This is a genomic window from Dietzia massiliensis, assembly GCF_018390595.1.
Classification (GTDB): Bacteria; Actinomycetota; Actinomycetes; order Mycobacteriales; family Mycobacteriaceae; genus Dietzia; species Dietzia massiliensis.
In genome coordinates, this window is sequence record NZ_JAHBAV010000126.1 from 1 (window position 1) to 1364 (window position 1364).

Genomic DNA, 1364 nt, shown 5'->3' on the forward strand with positions numbered 1-1364 from the left:
CCGCAGGTCAGAGGTGGTATCGGCACGGAGGCCGATGGGCAGACGCTCAGGCGTCTAGGGTCAGACGGCTGTGTGCGGCACGGGCACCGACTCGATGGCGGGGAAGTTGCTCTTCGCGTATCCGGCGATCGATCGGATGCCCGCGATGTTGATCGTGCCGCCCACGGCTGCGCCCGCCACGGGCACGACCTTCACCAGGTTGATGGACCCTGTGGTGCCGAACTTGGTCACCAGCCGGAAGCCCACCGCCTTGTTGATCTTGGTCAGGACAGTGCCCGGCACCCTCTTGAGGGCCGCAATCGCCGTCTTGGTGCCGATCTCGACGCCGGCCTTGGACATCGCCTCGACTCCGGCGGAACCGATCAGCGACACCGCGATGACGCTGCGGACCTCCTCACTGCGAACGTCGTAGCCGCGCAGGTGTGCGACCGCCGCGATCATGCGGGTGGCACGCGTATAGAACACGGTGACATCGGTGGGGAGCGCCACCGCCATCGTGGCCAGGCCCCCGAGCCCGGAGACGAAACCCGATGCGCCCACGACCCTGGTGTGCGTGGCGATGATCCGCTTGATCGCCTTCTCCGCGTCGTTCCCCGAGTGCTTCAGCGCCTCATCGGCAATGGCCTCGGCGCTCTTGACGGGGCCGAAGCCGTTCACTCCCGCGTCGAGGATGAAGTCGATGGTGGCGGTGGCTGCCGCCTCCATATCGCCTTCGGAGATCGACTTGGTGATCTCCTTGACACGCTTGGGTTGGGCGATTGCCATGAGGGGCGCCTTCCTGACAGGCCTGTGGGGACGGCTCTCACGGCGGCCGATTTGTGAGTCCGCGGCGCCGTCGAGGGAGACATTGCACCGAGAAAGAGAATAAACACTCTCTGCGCGAGTCGGTTAACGGTGTCGACTACCGGACGGGAGCAGTCGGACGACGGGAGACCCACGACGCTCTGACCTGCGGTGCCCTGAACACGCCTTCCAGGGCACCGCAGGTCGAACACGAGGCGGTGGTCTGAGAACGGCCTAACACTCTGCATCGGCCGGGGGCGGCTCGGCAGAGGGATGCGCGTCGCGACGAGGCATCGCGGCTCCTGGCGGAGAACTTTGGTGTCACCACTGCGATCCTCGAGCCGATTTCTCGCAATGGTCACACCAAAGTTTGGGACGCTCCACGGCCAGGTTCCGGCCCGAGGCGGAAACGGCACGGCTCGCCAGCACGCACGCCTCTGACCGGCGGTGTCAGCGCTCGAAGCCGGGAGAGGCCGACCCCCGCACCCCCGCCGGCGGGCGGCGCCGGGGCGGGGCCCCCGACCGCCCCGCCGTAGATGAACGGCGAGATGATCGCCCCGAGCGCGCGCCGGCTGCTCGTG

General features: G+C 67.5%; 1 protein-coding gene. It reads right to left on the bottom strand.

Annotation, left to right across the window (positions count from 1 at the left end; translation table 11 throughout):
• Window positions 1-60 precede the first annotated feature (60 nt).
• The gene (locus KHA85_RS16435; protein WP_213186626.1) at window positions 61-765 is read right to left on the bottom strand and encodes an EcsC family protein; all 705 of its coding nucleotides are present in this window, start codon (window positions 763-765) and stop codon (window positions 61-63) included.
• Window positions 766-1364 lie beyond the last annotated feature (599 nt).

Excerpts from the sequence above, each read along its gene's own strand:
- KHA85_RS16435 (WP_213186626.1), bottom strand. The coding sequence starts at position 765 with ATGGCAATCGCCCAACCCAAGCGTGTCAAGGAGATCACCAAGTCGATC.